19 protein-coding genes are annotated in these 18,231 nt (G+C 46.7%); 9 read left to right on the forward strand and 10 right to left on the reverse strand.

Annotated features, from left to right (window positions below; genetic code table 11):
• Positions 1–226 precede the first annotated feature (226 nt).
• Positions 227–673 (forward strand): hypothetical protein, encoded by a 447-nt coding sequence (locus QUA03_RS24890; RefSeq protein WP_333215863.1) that lies wholly within the window; start codon positions 227–229, stop codon positions 671–673.
• Positions 674–896: 223 nt separating this feature from the next.
• Here QUA03_RS24890 and pheS read toward each other — a convergent pair whose 3' ends face one another.
• Positions 897–1,901 (reverse strand): phenylalanine--tRNA ligase subunit alpha, encoded by a 1,005-nt coding sequence (gene pheS, locus QUA03_RS24895; protein WP_333215865.1) that lies wholly within the window; start codon positions 1,899–1,901, stop codon positions 897–899.
• Positions 1,902–2,196: 295 nt separating this feature from the next.
• On the opposite strand from pheS, the gene surE reads away from it, so the two are divergent.
• Both surE and QUA03_RS24905 read left to right on the forward strand, forming a co-directional pair.
• On the forward strand, positions 2,197–3,003 hold the full coding sequence (gene surE, locus QUA03_RS24900; RefSeq protein WP_333215867.1) for a 5'/3'-nucleotidase SurE: 807 nt from the start codon (positions 2,197–2,199) through the stop codon (positions 3,001–3,003).
• Positions 3,004–3,130: 127 nt separating this feature from the next.
• Positions 3,131–3,529, forward strand: a complete 399-nt coding sequence (locus tag QUA03_RS24905; RefSeq protein ID WP_333215869.1) for a hypothetical protein — start codon at positions 3,131–3,133, stop codon at positions 3,527–3,529.
• 252 nt (positions 3,530–3,781) lie between these two features.
• Here the strand turns inward: QUA03_RS24905 and QUA03_RS24910 are convergent, their stop codons facing one another.
• Together QUA03_RS24910 and QUA03_RS24915 are read right to left on the reverse strand one after the other, a co-directional pair.
• Positions 3,782–4,996 (reverse strand): LL-diaminopimelate aminotransferase, encoded by a 1,215-nt coding sequence (locus tag QUA03_RS24910; RefSeq protein WP_333215871.1) that lies wholly within the window; start codon positions 4,994–4,996, stop codon positions 3,782–3,784.
• A gap of 226 nt (positions 4,997–5,222) precedes the next feature.
• A complete protein-coding gene (locus QUA03_RS24915; RefSeq protein WP_190738970.1) occupies positions 5,223–5,549 on the reverse strand; it encodes a thioredoxin domain-containing protein in 327 nt (108 codons plus the stop codon).
• A 144-nt stretch (positions 5,550–5,693) separates the two neighbouring features.
• Between QUA03_RS24915 and QUA03_RS24920 the strand changes: the two genes are divergently transcribed.
• Positions 5,694–6,473: a biotin/lipoate A/B protein ligase family protein gene (locus QUA03_RS24920; protein WP_333215873.1), complete on the forward strand. Its 780-nt coding sequence runs from the start codon at positions 5,694–5,696 to the stop codon at positions 6,471–6,473.
• A gap of 50 nt (positions 6,474–6,523) precedes the next feature.
• Here QUA03_RS24920 and QUA03_RS24925 read toward each other — a convergent pair whose 3' ends face one another.
• The 4 genes from QUA03_RS24925 to psaK all read right to left on the reverse strand — a co-directional run bounded on the left by QUA03_RS24925 (position 6,524) and on the right by psaK (position 10,940).
• On the reverse strand, positions 6,524–7,309 hold the full coding sequence (locus QUA03_RS24925; protein ID WP_333215874.1) for a DUF928 domain-containing protein: 786 nt from the start codon (positions 7,307–7,309) through the stop codon (positions 6,524–6,526).
• A 38-nt stretch (positions 7,310–7,347) separates the two neighbouring features.
• Positions 7,348–9,297, reverse strand: coding sequence for an adenylate/guanylate cyclase domain-containing protein (locus QUA03_RS24930; protein WP_333215876.1), 1,950 nt, complete (start codon positions 9,295–9,297; stop codon positions 7,348–7,350).
• An 81-nt stretch (positions 9,298–9,378) separates the two neighbouring features.
• On the reverse strand, positions 9,379–10,575 hold the full coding sequence (locus tag QUA03_RS24935; RefSeq protein WP_333215878.1) for a site-2 protease family protein: 1,197 nt from the start codon (positions 10,573–10,575) through the stop codon (positions 9,379–9,381).
• An 80-nt stretch (positions 10,576–10,655) separates the two neighbouring features.
• Positions 10,656–10,940, reverse strand: coding sequence for a photosystem I reaction center subunit PsaK (gene psaK / locus QUA03_RS24940; protein WP_333040629.1), 285 nt, complete (start codon positions 10,938–10,940; stop codon positions 10,656–10,658).
• A 133-nt stretch (positions 10,941–11,073) separates the two neighbouring features.
• Between psaK and QUA03_RS24945 the strand changes: the two genes are divergently transcribed.
• Positions 11,074–11,721 (forward strand): phosphoribosylanthranilate isomerase, encoded by a 648-nt coding sequence (locus QUA03_RS24945; protein WP_333215880.1) that lies wholly within the window; start codon positions 11,074–11,076, stop codon positions 11,719–11,721.
• 133 nt (positions 11,722–11,854) lie between these two features.
• Here the strand turns inward: QUA03_RS24945 and QUA03_RS24950 are convergent, their stop codons facing one another.
• Positions 11,855–12,169: an acylphosphatase gene (locus QUA03_RS24950; RefSeq protein WP_333215882.1), complete on the reverse strand. Its 315-nt coding sequence runs from the start codon at positions 12,167–12,169 to the stop codon at positions 11,855–11,857.
• A gap of 59 nt (positions 12,170–12,228) precedes the next feature.
• Between QUA03_RS24950 and QUA03_RS24955 the strand changes: the two genes are divergently transcribed.
• The 3 genes from QUA03_RS24955 (at position 12,229) to QUA03_RS24965 (ending at position 14,458) form a co-directional block, all read left to right on the forward strand.
• Positions 12,229–12,780: a CPBP family glutamic-type intramembrane protease gene (locus QUA03_RS24955; RefSeq protein WP_333215884.1), complete on the forward strand. Its 552-nt coding sequence runs from the start codon at positions 12,229–12,231 to the stop codon at positions 12,778–12,780.
• A 45-nt stretch (positions 12,781–12,825) separates the two neighbouring features.
• Positions 12,826–14,157 (forward strand): HEAT repeat domain-containing protein, encoded by a 1,332-nt coding sequence (locus QUA03_RS24960; RefSeq protein WP_333215886.1) that lies wholly within the window; start codon positions 12,826–12,828, stop codon positions 14,155–14,157.
• 64 nt (positions 14,158–14,221) lie between these two features.
• Complete coding sequence (locus QUA03_RS24965) at positions 14,222–14,458, forward strand: hypothetical protein (RefSeq protein ID WP_333215888.1); 237 nt, start codon at positions 14,222–14,224, stop codon at positions 14,456–14,458.
• A gap of 159 nt (positions 14,459–14,617) precedes the next feature.
• On the opposite strand, the gene QUA03_RS24970 is transcribed toward QUA03_RS24965, so the two are convergent.
• Both QUA03_RS24970 and QUA03_RS24975 read right to left on the reverse strand, forming a co-directional pair.
• The gene (locus tag QUA03_RS24970) at positions 14,618–16,657 is read right to left on the reverse strand and encodes a BamA/TamA family outer membrane protein (protein ID WP_333215890.1); all 2,040 of its coding nucleotides are present in this window, start codon (positions 16,655–16,657) and stop codon (positions 14,618–14,620) included.
• A 150-nt stretch (positions 16,658–16,807) separates the two neighbouring features.
• Positions 16,808–17,008 (reverse strand): hypothetical protein, encoded by a 201-nt coding sequence (locus QUA03_RS24975; protein ID WP_006634481.1) that lies wholly within the window; start codon positions 17,006–17,008, stop codon positions 16,808–16,810.
• Between the two features lie 159 nt (positions 17,009–17,167).
• Here QUA03_RS24975 and QUA03_RS24980 point away from each other — a divergent pair, with 159 nt between their 5' ends.
• Entirely contained in the window at positions 17,168–17,998 is an 831-nt protein-coding gene (locus QUA03_RS24980) for an alpha/beta hydrolase (RefSeq protein ID WP_333215892.1), read from the forward strand.
• The last annotated feature ends 233 nt before the right edge of the window (positions 17,999–18,231 follow it).

Here is an 18,231-nt window from a genome sequence, read left to right on the forward strand (position 1 = left end):
ATCGCTGGTATTTATAATTATGAACTTTTTTTGAAGACAAACTAGCGCTCGTCTGAGACTTTCGCAAGAGGTCTAATCTAAAATTGACTGACATTCCTTGCGTCCATCTATCAAAAGAGGGAAATTTTTTAACGGTTGGTCGGCGGATAACCTCTCTCTAGAGAACGGTTCAGCCGAGCGCTCTGATCGGTTAGAAATAGTAATGTCATATCTGATTGTGTATTGTATGAAACTGAATTCTTTTACGAAACGGCTTTCGACTGTCGGGCGCTTGATGGCTACAACTGTGCTTTGCGTGTCAGCGATGGCCTTCGTCTGGTCTGGTGCGTTCTTCTCCAACACCGCAGCAATGGCCTCTCCTGCTGTAAACTTGATCGCAGCAGCAGATGCGGGCGATGCGGTTCAAGAAAAAGCCAGCAAAGATGCTGGACGAGCCAAGAACTTCATCCGAGATACAGAAGATAAAGTTAAGGAAACTGCCAAGACAAATGCTGCTAAAGTCGATCGATCATCGGAGGATGGTAGTGTAGTAGAGCGCAAAGCTAAGAAAGATGCGGCCACAATTGAGAAAAGAGCATCGGAAGATTCAGCTCGGACTCAGAAAGCAGTAGATAATACCAAGAATGCTGTCGAGAGCGCTGTTGACAGCATCAAGGGTGTTTTTAGCAACTAGACAATAAATTAATTAAGTAGGTAAGCGCAAAAAAACAATAATATCTTGCAGGGGCTTGTAAGGGCGGCTTTAGGGCTTATCTACAGTAAGGGCGAGTCATCGTTGCAGAACCCGCCCTCTCCCCAAGTGATGTTTATTTGTACTTACTTACTTGAAACTGAAAGATTGATGTACATTGACCAAGACCTCTAGATGGCTCGTGTAAGCGACCCCAAGCCCTTGTTTAAAATTGTCGCAAAAAACGCAAGTCGCTAGCATAAACCCGGCGAATGTCGTCGATTTCATAAAGTACCATTGCGAACCGCTCGACCCCAAAACCTGCAGCAAACCCAGTATATTTTTCTGGGTCTAAACCGACTCCTTTAAGAACGTTAGGATCGACGGTTCCGCAGCCCAAAACTTCTAGCCATTTGCCGTTCCACTGCAAATCCACTTCGGCAGAAGGTTCGGTAAACGGAAAGTAACTCGTGCGGAAACGAATCGGCAAATCTTGCCCGAACATTTGCCGCAAAAACTCTTTAATTGTGCCTTTCAAGTCAGTAAATGTGAGACCTTCACCAATGGCTAAAAGTTCAATTTGGTGGAAGACTGCTGCGTGAGTAGCATCAACAGTATCGCGGCGGTAAACGCGGCCAGGAGAGACAATCCGAATCGGCGGTTTGTGCTGTTCCATGTAGCGAATTTGCACCGATGATGTCTGAGTCCGCAGCAAGTTGCCGCCTGGTAGGTAAAATGTATCTTGCATATCCCGCGCCGGGTGGTCTGGCGGTGTGTTCAGCGCCTCGAAGTTGTAATAATCTGTTTCCATTTCCGGGCCGTTGGCGACGGTGTATCCAAGGCCGACAAAGATATCGAGAGCGCGGTCTATGACGGCGTTTAAGGGGTGAACGCGGCCTTGGGGGCGAAAAATCCCCGGCATGGTGACATCGAGGGTTTCTGAGGCTAATTTGGCTTGGATTTGGGCGGTTTGGAGGGCGGCGCGCTTGTCTTCTAAATCGGCTTGCAGGGCTTCTTTGACTGTATTGGCGATCGCACCTACTTTGGGCCGTTGGTCTGGCGACAGTTTGCCCATCATGCCTAAAATTTGAGAGAGTTGGCCTTTTTTGCCGAGGTAGCCGACGCGCAACTGTTCGAGTTGTTCGAGGGTATTGGCAGTGGCGATCGCACTTTTGGACTCTTGACCGAGGGTTTCTAGTTGAGTTTCAATGTCGCTTAGCTGGACAGTCATTTTGATTTTAGATTTTAGATTTTAGATTTTAGATTGATGGCAGTTTTGGGCCAAGTTGAGTTTAGCGCAATTTTGGCTCGACAGCTTGTAGATTTTAGATTTTAGATTTTAGATTGATGGCAGTTTTGGGCCAAGTTGAGTTTAGCGCAATTTTGGCTCGACAGCTTGTAGATTTTAGATTTTAGATTTTAGATTTTCGGCAGTTACGGATAATTTGTAATAGGTAATTGGATGTTAGAGCGATCGCCCTAGTTGAATTTAGTTTAAGATTGCTATAATGCCTATAAAAATTTCAATGAAACTTTTAATTAGCAACGACGACGGCATCTTTGCACAAGGCATCCGCAGCCTCGCCAACGCTCTCGCCGCCGCTGGCCACGATGTGAGTGTAGTTTGTCCCGACAGAGAGCGCTCCGCTACCGGCCACGGCCTTACTCTGCACCAACCCATCCGCGCCGAAATTGTCGAATCTATTTTTGATCCCGCAGTTCAAGCTTGGGCCTGTTCGGGTACTCCCGCCGACTGCGTGAAACTTGCTTTGTGGGCTTTACTGGACAAACCGCCGGATTTTGTTCTTTCCGGTATCAACCACGGGCCCAATTTAGGCACGGATATCATCTGTTCGGGTACGGTTTCGGCCGCAATGGAAGGAATTATGGAAGGGATTCCCAGCATTGCTTTCAGCCTCGCCAGCTTTACTTCGCAGGAATTTGGGCCGGCGGTGGATTTCGCTGTCAGCTTGCTGGCACAGTTGGAAAAACAGCCAATGGCGAAACCGATGCTGTTGAATGTCAACATACCAGCAGTCACACAAGCAGAAATTACCGGAGTTGCGATCGCCCGTCAAGGCATTCGCCGCTATTTCGACATATTTCAAAAGCGCACCGATCCGCGCGGCAAAACTTATTATTGGCTAGCTGGGGAATTGTTAGAAGATGTAGAAGAAATCGCCGATTCGGCGGTGCCGCATGATATTCCTACAGACGTACAAGCTATTCGCGACAACAGAATAACCGTAACTCCTTTGCAATATAATCTCACCTGTGCTCCAGACTTGCACTCGTTGCGGGATTGGCAAGTTGAAGGTTTTCCCAAGCAGTGAGCTCCGATCGGGTCGATCGGAGCGGTAAACTAGGAATTAAGGAAAAGTGCCTCTCAAGGTCTATACCTTTGGCGTTAACACAGGCTCCCAATTACTTGTTAGTTTTTTTTACTCAAGAAAAACAGTTATGAACGCTCCTACCTATAACACTCATTCTGTCACTTGCCCGATCTGCAACCGTTCTAGCGTCGTAGGCCCAGTCGGGATGGTCAGTGGACTATTCACTTGTCCCCACTGTCATTCTCATATGGTAATTAGCTGGAGCGGTCATTTTGTGCGCGATCCTTTTAGTCTCAAACAACTGACGGTGGGAAAGATGCTCAGGCGCGAGAGCAGACCGTTAGCTCGCCTTCAGCGGGACTTTGGGCTGGGCAAGCCTTTGCCGCTGATTGCAATTTTGGGCAGTGTGGTCTTTTTCGGGTGTGCGCTCGCCGCTACGGAACAATCGCTACTCCGACAGAATTCACTGCAAGGATTTTTAGAGTGGGTGAGCGGAACTGGTAATTCCCAAGATGTCTCACGTTAACATTTCTTAAAAAAGATTGTGACAGATACTGCGTGCAAATATCTATTCCTTTAGGTATAAATCACACTATTTTAGCAATTGCATCCATCTTGATCTGCGGGTAAGCACTTAGACGCCGTGCCCTTCTTCCTGTGTCCAAAAACGTCAAAACCCCAGTCCGGCAGGGGTTTTGACCCCGGCCTCAAAGCTCAAGTCTGGTGGGCTTAAGTCTCACCAGGGTGTTTCGGGTTAAGTTGACACATATCACATCGCTCAATTTAGAAACTCAGCAATTTTTCTAACTGCTGTTTCCAAGATTGCTGGCGACTCGACTAAGGCAAATCGCACGTAGCCTTCTCCTGATTTCCCGAAACCGGCACCGGGGGAAGCTGCGACTCCTGTACTCTGTACTAGCTGAGTGCAAAATTTCACGGAATCATTGGCCCAAGGTTCCGGCAGTTTCGCCCAGACGTACATGGTGGCAGGGGGTACGGGTACTTGCCAGCCGATGCCCTGTAGCGCGTTTACAAAGGCATCCCGCCGTTTTCTGAAGGTTTCTACGCTGGTTCTGACGGTATCTTGAGGGCCTGTTAATGCGGATATCGCTCCATTCAAAATCCCTCGGTATTGGTTGAAGTCCACTGCGGCTTTTACCTGTCGCAGCGCTGCAATTAGTTCGGAATTGCCGATCGCATATCCGACTCGAAAACCTCCCATACTGTAGGATTTGGATAGTGTAAAAAACTCGATCGCCACACTCTTATCTCGATCCGCCTGAAATATTGACGGGGCCATCAATTTTCGATATTCTTCCTCGTTACCAGTCGCCTCAATTGCAGAATTGCGATCGTCAAACACCAAATCCACATAAGGGAAATCGTGCACTAAAACCAGCCGATGTTCTCGACAAAAAGCCACAGCTTTCTCAAAAAAAGCAACCGGGGCGATCGCAGTTGTAGGATTGTGAGGATAGCTCAAAACCATCATCTTCGACTCAGCCAGCACTGCTGTCGGAATATCTTCAAATATCGGCAAAAACGCATTTTCTGCTAATATCGGCATCGGATAAATTTGACCGCCAGCCAAATGCACACCGCCCGCGTGGGAAGGATAGCCCGGATCGAGCAGCAAAGCAAAATCTCCGGGGTTTAGTACAGCTAAAGGCAAATGGGCCGTGCCTTCTTGGGAACCAATTAACGGCAGCACTTCTGTTTCTGGATTGACTACAATTCCAAATTTTTGCTCGTACCAAATAGCTACTGCTTCCCGAAAATCTCTTGTGCCGTTAAATAGCAAATAGCCGTGGGTGCTGGTGTCTGACAGAGAATGGGCGATCGCATCTGTAATATGAGCAGCCGCCGGCAAATCCGAAGAACCCAGAGACAAGTCAATCACATTTTGCCCCGCTGCTCTAGCTTGAGCTTTTGCCCGATCCATATCGGCAAATACATTAAATTGCAGTGGTTCTAAACGTTTAGCAAATTGCATATTTTCTATAGTTTTGGGGAATTTTAAGGAATATTTTTATTTGATATCAATTATTTTTTATATGGCATTTTTATTGAGTTTGTGATTTTTTTTATTAACCGCAGAGAGCGCAGAGGGCGCAGAGTCAGAGAGGAATATCGAGGAGAAAAGAGAGATGTTAAAAAAATATTTGCGATTTATATAGTTGTAAGTTGGGAGTTGGAAACTCCCGAATCATTTCCAAACTTTATAAGTGAGCGTCGAGCAAACCGACCAAAGTTTGTTTAGTAATAGCTCCCTCGTGAGACAGCACTACTTCGGCATTTTTAAACAGCCTGAGAGCTGGAACTCCTTCTACTTTATACTGCTTGACAGTATTAGGATTGGGGTCAATTTCCATTTTAACCACTTTCAGCCGATCGCTGTAGTTGGCCGCCACCCAGTCTACCGAAGGCGCGATCAGTTTGCAAGGCCCGCACCAAGTAGCCCAAAAATAGGCAAGCACTGGTTGCTCTGCTTTCAGGACTTCTGTTTCAAATTTTTCGTCGTTAATGACAATTACACTGTTGCTCATGGTTCTGCGATTATTTTTTCTATTTATTTCTAAAGCACCGGCGGGCGTGAAACTTGCACCAACTTAGAAGACAGGCCCAAAAAACTGTTACTAATTTTAAAACATTCTGTGAATTATTGAGTGCAAACTCAGGACTGGGGACGGATGGCTAATTCTGTATGGCGTTTAATTCCACTGTTATCGGCGTCTGGTAGCGTGCAGATGGCGATCGACCAATGGCTACTGGAACAGCATCTAGCGGGCAAACATCCGCCAACTCTGCGATTTTACACCTGGCAACCGGCGGCGATTTCCTTGGGCTACCACCAGCGCCGATGGCCGGAGTTTTGGCAGCAGTTGTCTTGGGAGAAAATGCCTGTGGAGTTGGTGAGGAGGCCCAGCGGCGGGCGCGCAGTGTTGCATCAAGGGGATTTAACTTATGCAGTTGTGGCGTCGGGATTTGGAAGCAGCCGTATGAAAGCTTATCAGACTATTTGCGAGTTTTTGATTGAGGGTTGGAGGGCGATGGGTTTGGATTTGCAATACGGGGAAGCGGGAAGGGGTTATATTCACAATCCGAATTGTTTTGGTACTGCGACGGGTGCGGATTTAGTTACCGCTGATGGCTGCAAGTTAATTGGTAGCGCGCAATTGCGACGGGGTGATGCTATTTTGCAGCACGGTTCGATGCGTTTGCAGCCGGATGTTTGTTTGTTTTCTCAAGTGTTTGAAGAGGAATTAATTCCTGTGCAATTACCTCTATCTGAAGGAGGGGATAATTTGATTGCCACTGTAATTGATGTTTTGAGTGCGACGGCTTGTCGCTGTTTGGAGATTGATTTGAAAGTGCAGCCGCTTTCGGATCAGGAATGGCAGGATATAGCAGATGTTGAAAAAAGAAGGAAGAAGGAAAATATATTAGATACTAGATACCTAACTTCTTGAAGAAGTCGGGTATCTCGCTAAAATCGCCAATCTAAAATCGGAAAACTCATCTATGGCTGCTGCTCAATTTCAACGATCGGCTCTTTGGCAATTTTGCCCAATTTCACTGACTCTAGCAAGCTTTCCCAATCAGCAGCTAATTGTGCATCGTTAGGATTGGCTTGGCGAGCCGCAGCTAGGGTGCTGAGGGCATCTTGCCAAATCCCATTTTCAGCATAAATAACCGTTTTCTGGCGCGCATCGGCCTTCTCTAATTGACTGCGGATATCTGCACTGAGTTCAACTCGCCGTACACTACCGCTTTCGATCTGATCGCTCGATCTGTCTTGAGAATCGCAAATCACTGTAAAATTCCAACGGTAACTTTTGCCTAATTCCAAGGGCGGCACATTTTTGTTAGCGGAGATACTAACGCCGATCACCCCTGATAAATTGCTAATTGTGAGATCCTGTTTATAAATCTCCTTGCCGTTTTGATCTTGTAGGATAAATTCGGCTGATTCCGCCTCTGTTTTAGGCAAGTAGAAAAAGAATGTTGGATAGTCGGAAACCGTCCGTCCGATCTTATTTTTAGGCACTAAGGCTGTGAGACCTAGCTGACTAATGCTCGCGCAGCCACCGCGCACAGGCCGTCTCGGTTGAGTGGGGGGCCAATTATCTATATCTTCAGTAGGCGGAATGAAGCGCGGCCCTCCCGGTATAGGGTTGGGTGGGCGGTCAGGTGTGTTTATTTGGGGCTGTCCCACAACTGCCAATTGAGAAATGTTAAGTGTGGCTATCAATACTATTGAGCCAACTGATATCAGATTGATGAGAAACTTAGTAATTGTTTTCATATTAACTCCATGAATTTGTAGGGAGATATTCTCTCTTTTTATTTCTTTTTCCTTCCCAAAATCCGGTAGACATTAACTTTTTGTTCCCTGCCTCTTAACGGTAAAGGTCCCCAAGATTCTACCTCAAATTTGTCCGCCAAATACAGAAAGGTTTCTTCTGCAATCAATATCCGGCAAGTGTCCTCTTGCCGATCCTTTTCGCAGCTTTCCAGGCGAGAGGCAATATTTACGCTGTCGCCGATCACTCCATATTCTAAACGGGTTGTACCTCCCAGACTACCCACCATCACAGGCCCAGTAAAGATGCCTACTCGCATTTTTACAGTCGGTAAACCGCGATCAAGCCAATTTTGATTCATTTCTGGCAAGCGCGAACTTATAGCTAAAGTGGAAGATACGGCAAGGCGAGCATCTTCTGCAATTTCTTCTGCAGTGGTGCGGGGAATGGGTACGCCAAATACTGCCAGCATTCCATCTCCGGTAAATTTATTAATTACCCCTTGATGTGCTTGGACTTCTTGGGCCATTGCTGATAAATACTCATTTAACCAACTCATTACTACTTCTGGCGCGAGTTTTTCGGAGATTGTACTAAAACCCTGCACGTCGGTGAGGACGATCGTAGCAGTAACTTTTTGACCTGGCAATAACCCTGATTCGAGCAGATGGACGCGCTCTTTCCACAAGGCATTTGCGATCGCGGGTGAAGTTTGTTGTCCTAATAATTTCATCACAATCCCTTGCTGTTGTCTCGACTGCTCGTATTTATAGGTAACTGCGACTCCTGCGGTGATTAAAAGGGCAAGGGCTGGAGCAATTAGAGGTATCCACCCCTGTTGTAGGAAGAGGAAAAAGGTGAATCCGAATAATGAGCCGCAAGCTACGATCGCGATCGCGATCAAATTCAGCGCTTTTTCTAGCCGCCAAGCTAAACAGCCACCCACTGCACTCCAAACCACAATCCAGAGGATTTCTTGCCATTCATCCCAATACCAAAATAGCCCTTGGCCGTCTAAAACTGCACTGAGAATTTGGCTGGTGGCCGTTGCGTGAATTAATACCCCAGGCGTCGGGATATTACCGTTTTTAGTAGCGCTGTAAGGGGTAGAAAAAATATCTTTTACAGTTGGGGCTGTCACCCCGATTAAGACTATTTTACCTTTTACCAATTTGGGGTCAACTTTGCCCTCCAAAACTTGAGTTATGGTCACGCTTTCTGCTATCTTTTTAGGAGAGCGGTAATTGAGCAATATTTGATAGCCTTGGGCAGGAATGTTCTGATAACCTCCTGAGTTCGATCGTAACTTATAAAATACTGTTTTATCTACTATAAATTCATTGTCTTCTGTGGCTTTAGATTCTATTTTTTTGCTATCAAAATATGCAAAAGCTAGCCGGGAGGGAAATGAATAAAACGTGTTTTTACCATCGCCAATAGACATCACATTACGACGCACTATACCATCTGGATCGAGATACAAATCGTTAAATCCTACCCGCTTGTCTGGTATGTTGGGAGGTGCCTGCACTCGATCGTACTTTAAGGAGCCGATGAAGGTAATGGGAAATACTTTGGGGTTTTTCAGTTGAGTTGCTAATTCTGCACTCCCCGGTTCGTAGGCAATATCACGAATTATATCGAGACCAATAGCTCTGGGTTCCAAACGCGCTATTTCGGCGATCGCTTTTGCTAAAACGCGATCGGAAATTGGCCATCTGTTTAAAGCACTAATGTCCCGATCTGTGATTTCAACTATCAGCAACCTGGGGTCAGGACCCCGATCTGGGCGCAACTGCACCATGAGGTCGTAAGCATTTAATTCTAGTGGCTGCAACCCGCCTAAATGCCTCACTCCCAATAGAGTTCCGGTCACGACAATCCAGATAATAGCAACAGGTTGCAAGCCAGCGTTGGGGAATAAATGAGTTAAATTTTTCCCAAGTCCCTCCGCAAATTTATGATAAATTCTCTTAAAGAATTGGGGCATAAAATTTAGTGTTTCAACCCTGAGTCACAAAGTATGCTACATCTTAACTGATCGCTGATGCCCCTTACCGATACCCAATTTTTAGTTTTCTTGTGCAGTTTTGGCGATCGCACTTAACTGCAATCCCTGCGGATAGCTGTTTTCTTCTTTGCTGCGCTTGATGTCGGCCATTGAAATCTGGGGTTTGAGGTATTTTGCCAAAACTTTAACCACGTCACCCCGATCGATCGTCCCCGCTACTGAACCAATCGGCGAGAGGACGATGATTCGGGGGAGTTGACGGGCTTCCATGCTGTTAATTACTTCGGCGATGGATGCTTTTTCGGAGACTGTGGGGGTTTTTCCCAGGGGTTTCAAAATGTTGTGCAAAGTCTGAACTTGCCATTGACTGCGTTCTGTGAAACGGATATCGTCGATCGACACTAACCCCAAATCCCGGCCGTTGGTCGCAGCAATGTAAAATGGAAACGGATTGACTTCTAACAAATATCGATCGGCAAATTCTCGCAGAGTCAAATCTGCATCTACAACTCGAAACTCGCGGCTCATCGCATCGCTGGCTTTAATTTTGAGTAGGGCTTCTTGCAGCGAAGTAACTTGGCTATAAGCACTGGCATTGCGAATGCCAAACCAGCCGATCAGCGCAATCCACAAGCCGCCGTACTCGCGCGCTAAAAAGCATAAACTCAGACCCAAAGCAACAGCCAGCCAACCTAAAACTTGTCCGGTTTTTGCCGCCCAGCGAACGCCGGCAAATCGAGAGCCAGTGATTTTCCAAATTGCTGCTTTTAAAACTTGTCCTCCATCCAAAGGTAGACCGGGAATTAAGTTAAATAATCCCAAAACGAGATTGATTAGTGCTACCCTTTCGGTGACAATTGCTAGCAAACTTTTCGGGGGAAGAACTTGAGAGCCCAAACCGAGGATTAAAAACAGCGCAAAGCTGACGAGAGGGCCGGCAATAGCTACTTGAAAAGCTTGACCGGGAGTTTTTGATTCCGAGTCGATCGAAGCTACTCCGCCAAATAAGAATAAGGTAATAGAATTAACTTTAATTCCTTGCGATATCGCCGCCAAGCTGTGTCCGAGCTCGTGCAATAGCACCGAAGCAAACAGTAGCAGAGCTATTGCTAACCCCGCACTCCAGGAGAGCGCAGGCCCCCACAGGCGGTAACTGCTGGCGTATTCGCGGGTTGCTAAGGCTAAAATTATAAACCACGAATAATCTATAACTAGGGGGATGCCAAATAAAGAGCCGATTCGCCAACCTGTCTGCATGAAGTTTCCTGGGAAAGGAGAGCAAGAAAGAGTTTCTATTATATCTTTTCTACCCCTTGCCTTTGCCTTTCCCCTGATTTTTACAGAACTCCGGCGTTACCCAAGCCCAAGATTACTCCGGCTCCGAGCAAGTGACCGAAGCTGGCTGTTGCCAGCAGTTCTGGTACGCCGAAGCCTTTGAACATGCCAGGGAGTGCAACGGGTAAAGCTGGGCCCTTGCCTCGGTTTTGCTTGGAGATGCCGTAGTAGCCGATCGTGATCGCCAGCAAATTGCATAAAATCATTGTCAGTCCTACCAGTGGCGACCACTCTGGTGTTGAGGGAGCGGTAGATTGTACGGCTAACAGCAAAGATGAGGTGATCATGTTCTTATCTCCTGATTTCACAGATAAATTGATTTCCAAAATTATAAAAAGCGGTTTGCATTAAACTAAGATTTGTTTTAATAGTTAACAATTCGTTGATATTTTGATACAAATTCGGAAGGGAGGAGTCGGATTGCGGGTTAAAATTTGCGGAATCACTAAATTAGACCAAGGAATTGCGATCGCCCGCTTGGGAGCCCAGGCTTTAGGGTTTATCTGCGTGCCGGCTTCCCCCCGCTATGTCAGCCCAGAAACAATTCGCCTGATTGTCGAGCAGTTGCCGGAAAATGTCGATCGCATCGGCGTTTTTGCCAACACCACAATAGAAAATATCTGTCAAGTAGCGGCAGAGTCAAATTTAAGCGGAGTGCAGTTGCATGGAGATGAAACACCGGAATATTGCGATCGACTGCGGGAGTTTTTGCCGGGAATTGAAATTATCAAAGCCCTGAGAGTTAAGACTCCTGAAACTTTAGCCACCGCTGCTGTTTATGCTGTTCGTGTCGATACTTTACTGCTGGATGCTTACCATCCAGGGCAATTGGGCGGTACTGGTAAAACGATCGACTGGATGATGTTATCAGAGTTTAGACCGCAGTGTCCTTGGCTGCTGGCGGGCGGTTTAACACCCGATAATATTTTAAATGCAATTGATAGCGCGATCGGCAATAACTTCAGCGGTGTTGACCTTTCGAGTGGCGTAGAAATAGCGCCGGGAGATAAAGATTTGACCAAAGTTACTCAGTTGTTTGCTAATTTAAGTCAACTTGCTCATCATTGATAAGGTGGCAATACCAAATTCGTGCTTTTTATCCGATTCATTCTTTAGTCAGCGTGAGCGAAGTCTGCCGTAGGTTAGGCAGACCTCGTTTCTACAGTAGCGGTTTCAACCGCAGATTATTCCCTTTATTGTTTTATCGCCGGATCTCAAAAGTACGCGCGGCGGAGCTATCTTGAAGGGAATCGCCCTCCGGGTCTTCGTATTCCAAAACCAACTCACTAACCGTAGCACCGGTGGGGCCGCGGCGGCACCAACTAATCATTCCTTCCACAGCTTTTTTGGGTCCTTCAAAGACAGCCTCGACGCGGCCGTCGGGGAGATTTCTTACCCAGCCGCTGAGGCCGAAATACTTTGCTTGATTCCTCGTTGAATATCGGAATCCTACTCCTTGAACTAATCCCGAAACAAAAACGCGGGCTCTGACGGGCGGCAATGATTGGTTTTGCATAATAAACGGCGCGAATTACTGCTAACATCTGTTTGAAAATTTTAAGGATCAGTTTGATTATGTTAAATTTTAGTGCGATGGCGCTGCTGGGATTGCTGGTACGCCGCGTCACCCTAGCTTTTTCAACTATTCCCGATTTCACTGATTGGCTGGTTGCAGCTATGCTCACGCTGATTTACACTTTGATCGCGCTTCCTATCGGTTTTTGGTCGGGATTTTTGAAAGTTGATTTGCAAACCTCCAGGCCTACAATTGTAGGAGTGCTTGTTGGCTGTTTATTAAGTCCTGGCATCACCGAGGAAGTATATTTCCGCGTGTTAATGCTGCCACACCCGTTCGAGAAGGCTTCTGGCTTAATGCTGTGGTTTTGGGGATGCGCGAGTTTGGCGGTTTTTGTAGTTTACCACCCGCTGAACGCGCTAACTTTTTACCCGGTTGGTCGATCGACCTTTATGAATCCAGTATTTTTGCTACTGGCGGCAATTTTGGGAGTTGCGTGCTCCCTCGCATACCTGCAAAGCGGTTCTATCTGGCCTGCGGTGGCGGTTCACTGGCTCGCAGTGACAGCCTGGCTGTTGCTACTGGGCGGTTACAGGAGGCTGTATGGTTAAATGTAAAAAGTCCAGTATCACTATTTTGTCGGGAGGATCTCAGTTGTGGGTATCATAGGAGCGATCGTAGGTTTTTTGGCAGGGGTAGCAGTTGCTTACTGGTTAGTGGAAAAGCGCTTAAAGAAGCAAAAGCAAGAATACTTGCAGCAAACTCGCAGAATTAGTGAGGAAATAGAATTAGCTCAGATGTCTCGGGTGCAACAAGCTGTCGAATCTCAGCAAGGAGAACGGGAAAATCAGCTTAGAAAAGCTACTATCGAGCACGAAAATTTACTCAGACAAGTTACTACCCAATACGAAAACCAGCTCCAACAAGTTGCAGCTCAATATGAAAATCAGCTCCAACAAGTTCAGGCAGAACGTGACAGTCAGATCCAACAAGTTTTGGCAGAACGCGACAGTCAGCCCCAACCATTTGCCAGCATAGACGAGCATGAGCTGCGGCGACAAATCAGCGAGGAATTAGAAGCCGCTAACAATGCTAGGATGCAGCAAAATATCCAATCTTTGCAAGCAGAACACGAACATCATTTACTTAGAGTTGCTGACGAATTGCATATAAATTATCAAGCTCAGATGGAGCAACATTTGCAAAACTTGCAAAATGAACACGAAATTCGCTTGAGGCAAACTGCCGAGGAATATGAGAACCGCGAGGTTGAGCTGCAGTTAAATATGGAGGCTTTGCAAGAGCAATACGAGAGTCAGTTGCAAGCGGCTCACGAGCAGTTGAGAGAGCACGAAGCTCAGATGCAAGCTACTATCAGGTCTTTGCAAGAGCGGTACGAGAGTAATGTACAACAAGAAGTCCCGGAGCAGCAGTTCAGTCAGTTAAATTCAACAGAATTTTCCGAAGGTTTATCGCAAGAAGAAGTTTGGCAGGAACTGTCAAGTGAGTTAAATCAAACAGAAGTTGAAGAAGAGTTAAATTACACAGATCTTTCGGAACCCCAACCAATTGATTTACATCAACCAGAAGTCGAACAACAGCTTCCAATTACCAGACAAGCACCAATCTATTCCCTACCGCAGTTAATGGGATGTGTTCAAAGTGAGGACAAAGAAACCCGCAAGTTTGCAGCGTCGGCTTTAGGTAAAATGGCTGCTGCTAATGCTCTGAGATCGGAAGGTCAGCGAGCAATAGAAACCTTGGGAAAATTAGCTCAAGATCTTCACCCGGAGGTGCGCGAAGCTGCTGTGGAAGCACTAGCAATGATTAAGTCTGAAAAAGTGATTCCGCTGCTACAAAAAGCTTTGCGAGATATAGATAGCGGTGTGGCTAAATCGGCAAGTGCTGCGCTCAATAAGTTTAAGTTTTATCCCCGCACTCCGGCGGCTAAGCCGAAAACTGTTGATGTGAAGAAACCAAAGCGTTAAGCATTTACGAGCATAAATCAGTATAGCAATTGTCAATTGCCTACAACACAGTAGGGATACAACATTGTTGTGTCCTTACCAAGGTGCTGTATTTCACTCAATTTCGATTACTACTACAAACTTTGGAGGTTGGGCTGAGGAAAGAAATCAAACTCAATTATTCGATCGACAATTTACCCTATCCTTAGCAGAAATCACCGACACCCCGCCAGCCGAGGCCGATAGGTTTGATGATGTCCGGCCAACGGCTTTGGCGGCAATTGAGTCGCCCAAAATCTGTTTCACACTGTGGGTTAACTGATATCGTTTCCCGTTGCATCGGAATAATAAAATCGAGTCAACAGTTAACTCTCAACCCTTCAGTTTTTCGACCCGCCCGTCAACAGTCAACAGTCAACAGTCAACAGTCAACAATTCCGAAGGAGTGCAACCGGAATTGATATGATCTGTTGCACTATTGTTAAAACCGTTGCTTTGTACCGAGTATAAATTTGAGGTCGCCGGAGTCGCTAACAGCCATATCTAAGCGAATTAATCCAAAGGACGATCGCACCCTCACACCCACCCCAACACCCACCCCAGTCCCCGGTTTGTCCCTAACTACAGCCGGTTTTCCGAGTACACTATCTCCCGTTCCCAAATCCGACGCAAAATCAACAAATATCACGCCGCCAACATCTTGACCAACAGGAAACCGATATTCACCCGAAGCCAAAAAATAACTCCGGCCGCTGCCAATATCCCCGCCGTCGTAACCCCGCACGGAATTGCGGCCGCCGAGGCGAAAAGCTTCCGTTGGTGGCAAATCCCCGATTACCGTCCCCGCTTGCAAGTTAAAAGCCAGCATTTCAGGCAAGGCTTCGGACTCGCTGATGCCGAGCAAAGTTACTGGTACATACTGTATATAATTTGCTAACAGCCGATTACTCACAATGTTACCTCGCCCCAGAGGTATCGACTGCTCGGTGCTGAGGCTGAGAATTGAGCCACTGGTGGGGTTGAAGGGATTGTCCCGCCGATCGAGCATCGCACCGAAAGAAACAGTGTATAACTCGTCAACGCCGCTGCCACTGAATGTGAGAGGATTGCCGAGTTCGTCGCGGCGGGCGATATTTAAGTTGCGATCGCGCGTACTGATGTTTGTATAATTCAGCCCCAAAGTCGATTGCCAATCGCCCAAAGGTCTGGTAAACCTGAGATTTCCCCCCACCCGAATTTCCCGAACTCGGTTCCCGTTGGGCAAATCAATATCTTTGTTGAAAATTTCCGATATTCTGCGATCGCCAAAAGCTCTCACACTGTATCCCAAACGGTCTTCGGCGGCAACGTAAGGGCTGACAAACTGGACATCGTACTGGATACCTCGGAGGCTGGGCTGAAGATCCACCGCCAGCCGCTGCGGGGTTGTACCGAAAGTTCGATCGGTATAGGAAAGAGGAACCGCAACGCCAACATCATCACTCAGACTGGCACTCACGCTAAAAGAGCGAGCCGATCGCTCTTGAACGTTGTAGATTACATTAACATCCGTGCCAACTTCTTCGATCGAAACCGTCACTTTGTCAAACAATCCCAATTGCTGCAACTGCTGCAAATCCGATCGTACAACTTCCCGGCTGTAGTTATCCCCCGCCTTGAGTTTGAGCTCACCTCGGATAAAATCTTCCGAAATTCTGCCCTCAATTGGATTCCCTTTTTTATCAACAGCTTCGCCTCGGGAATTGACAAAGCGAATTTTTACCTCTGCAACATAAACGCCTTCAGCATTGGCCGCTTGACTGATTTGTAGAGTACCGCCTAGCTGTCGGGCGTTGCTGTTTACTGCTTCGGGGATTTCGGCGTTGGCCGCGATCGTCGCCGGAGTTTTTAACAGAGATGTAAAATCTTTATGATGGCTGGACTTGAGTGATATCACTCCCGGTTGCACCGGAATGATTGTTGACTGTTGACTGGTGACTGTTGACTGTGGACTTGGGGTGGAAAAACTCAATGGTTGAGTGTTAACTGTTGACTCAATTTTATTATTATGCAACCGGACACGATATGAGGGCGATTCCCTAGGAGATAGCTGCGCCGCGCGTACTTCTGGAGAAGCTGCGAGCTCATCGGATGCCGGCAAATCCTGCACAGTTGGATTCACCTCATCCGATTGGTGACTATTTAAGACTGGAAGCGATAACAAATGTCGCTTGTCATCTAGTCTAGATCCCCCTAAATCCCCCTTAAGAAGGGGGACTTTGAGCATATTTCTTGTCCCCCCCTTATTAAGGGCTAGGGGGGATCGAGACTTCGCTACAAACAACATAGATGGTCGGTTTGACGTTAAGTTGTCACCAATGACCTCATCCTCCTCCCTCTGCGCCCTCTGCGCCTCTGCGGTTCCCCCTCTAAACTCCGCCTCAGTCGGTGCGGCACTCGGATCAATCGCCTGCGCTGCCAATTCGCCACCAGCCAGCGCCGCCAAAGTCAAAAATGCAATAATCGGAATTCGCATAGACATTAAATTTAAAACACACCGAACGCATATTACCCAAAACCGGGCCCCTGCATAATTAGCCGAAAAGAAACCCGGTATTGTTGAGGCTACCGGGTTTCTGGGATGCTGAAATATGGGAAAGTTCGATCGACCGCGGGCGATCGTTAAATTTGTTTAAATAGCTTGTCGAGAAACACGTTTCTCAAAATGAGCCTGAGTCTGCTGCAACAGTTGTTCGCGACTATCCTTAGCGGTGGTAATGGTAGGGAGCAAGTTGCGAGCTTGTAACGTCATGTGAAGCTGTAGGTGTGCTACGTACTCACTGACATCTTCGCGAAGAGAGCAAGCCGGGTACTGTTTTAAAGTAGAGTTCAAAGTGTTCTCCTGCTTTGGGTTTGTAGTGTTTTCTAATAATCATAGACAATATCATGGTCTATTTCTAACTGTGTACTCCGTAATGAAGTTTAACGTTTGAACTGCTTTTTTGTTACAATCCTTTACAAATGTATCTTACCTATTAGGAGTCGATCACCCATGCAGTCTCAAGCACTTCGAGGACAAACGCACACATTAACTACATTTGTCAATAGCACCACCCAAACAGCCGCCTACCTCGACATCGGGTGCGGCAGACCCTTATTGATGCTGCACGGTTTCTTAGGAGAAAAGACTTGCTGGCTGCCGTTAATTGAGTTATTGCAATCTCAGTTTCGGTGCATCAGTTTAGATATGTTGGGTTTTGGAGAATCCAGCAAACCAGAAATCCGCTACGACGTAGCTGTAGAAGTTGCTTTTGTGCGGCAAGTTGTAGAACAACTAAATATCGAACCCTGCTGCATCATCGGACATTCTTTTGGCGGTTGGGTAGCATCTGCATATTCCCTAAAATATCCTAATTCTGTCAGCAGTTTAGTATTAGCAGCCCCAGCGGGAATTCGGGACGATAGTTTTTGCGGTCAATATGATGCTTTGCGGCCGCTGTTGTGGGAAACCCCAGCCGTTGATTGGGCTTTGCAGTTGGCAAAACCTTTTGCTAGTTTAGCTGGAAAAAGTGAGAAATTGCAGCAAATTTCCGGGTGGCGCAGGGAGTTAATGTCTCAACCAGTAGCAAGGTCATTTTTAATGAGTCGGATGCGACCGGAAGACGCAGTTGATACAGTAGAAAAAGAAATTCACAAATTGCAAATTCCTACCTTAGTTATCGCAGCAGATAGCGACGAAACAATTCCTCTATGGCACTGTGAAACCTACGCTAACGAGATAGCGGGGGCAGAGTTAGTAATTATTCCCAATGCTGCTCACGGGTTGCCGCAAACTCAAGCTCAAATTATGGCGAAGTTGACTTGTGAATTTTTGAATAGTTAAGAAAAACTGTGCAATAAGCCGAATCATAAAAATTGTGATAAGCCACCAACTGAAAATAATTGTGTTTTAGTATACTACTTTATTAGGAAATACAGAATATATTGATTAGTGTCTTGTACAATTTTTTTTATGGCTCTTAAATCTTGTGTCAGCAGGAGGTTAGAGTCGATAGGGGCGTTGCCACCCCTACCTCTCCTTCAGAACGGAACGTGAAACTTTCGCTTCATTCCGCT

This window comes from Microcoleus sp. S36b_A4 (genome assembly GCF_036700645.1).
Taxonomy (GTDB): Bacteria; Cyanobacteriota; Cyanobacteriia; order Cyanobacteriales; family Microcoleaceae; genus Microcoleus.